The organism is Synechococcus sp. OH2 (assembly GCF_047462155.1).
Lineage (GTDB): Bacteria > Cyanobacteriota > Cyanobacteriia > Thermostichales > Thermostichaceae > Thermostichus.
This window is the reverse complement of the sequence record NZ_JANSIR010000057.1, coordinates 1-969: the sequence shown is the minus strand read 5'-3', so window position 1 is coordinate 969 and position 969 is coordinate 1. Positions and strand designations below refer to the sequence as shown.

1 protein-coding gene is annotated in these 969 nt (G+C 60.1%); it reads right to left on the bottom strand.

The genetic code is table 11. From position 1 onward, the window contains the following. On the bottom strand, positions 1-744 hold a 744-nt coding region (gene ruvB, locus NW835_RS04540; protein ID WP_414414629.1), incomplete at its 3' end, for a Holliday junction branch migration DNA helicase RuvB. Positions 745-969: the final 225 nt, after the last annotated feature.

Below are 969 nucleotides of genomic sequence, written 5' to 3'. Positions count from 1 at the left end.
GCCTCGGGAGCGGCGAGCAATCTCCTCAGCTCCCGCGCGATCAATGGAGGTGTTTAGGAGGCGAGCGCTGCGTAGCACAACTTCCGCCAGTTCGTCAGGCTCGTAGAAGCGCAGCCGCTGCACCTGACCAAAGCGATCCCGCAGCGGCGAAGTCAGAGCGCCAATGCGGGTGGTGGCCCCAATGAGGGTAAAGCGCTCCAGGGGTATGGAGGTGATGCGGGCAGAGCGACCTTTGCCAAGGGTAATGTCGAGGCGAAAATCCTCCATTGCCGGATAGAGCAATTCCTCAGTCACCTTGGGCAGGCGGTGGATCTCGTCGATAAACAACACATCGCCCCGCTTGAGGCGCACTAGGTAGCCAGCAATGTCGCGGGGGCTCTCCAGCGCTGGCGCCGTGGTCATGTAGAAGCGGGATCCCATCTCCGCCGCCAGCACAGCAGCCACCGTGGTTTTGCCCAAGCCGGGCGGGCCGTAGAACAGCAGGTGATCCAAAGGCTCCCCGCGAGCGCGGGCTGCTGCAATAGCGATGGAGAGCACTTCCTTGAGCTCCGTCTGGCCGATATACTCGGCCAGGGTGCGCGGGCGGAGGGATTCTTCCTGAGCCTCGCCGGGGTGAGCCTGCGGTTGCAGTAGCCCTTCCGCCCTAGCAAAAGCCAATTTCGACTCTCTTCTGCGAGAAGAACTCTTTTGCTGCCGCTGCCCGGGATCCTCAGCCCCCGCAGCCCGAGAAGAAATGATTGCCATATCCTTTACCCGCAGATGCAATAGCCCTACTCTAACTGTAAAAAACTGGGGGAAAGATCCTGGTAAACCGTTTGCCGATTTTGGTCTCTCACCTAGGTAGAAAGATTGGAGGGGGCAGTAGAAGAAAAAAATCCCCCAGCGTCTGCCAGGGGACTTAAGAAGGACTAGTCTACTCGGTCAGGAGTGGATTAGCCACGGATGGCCGGCGCCACTTCCACCGCCGCC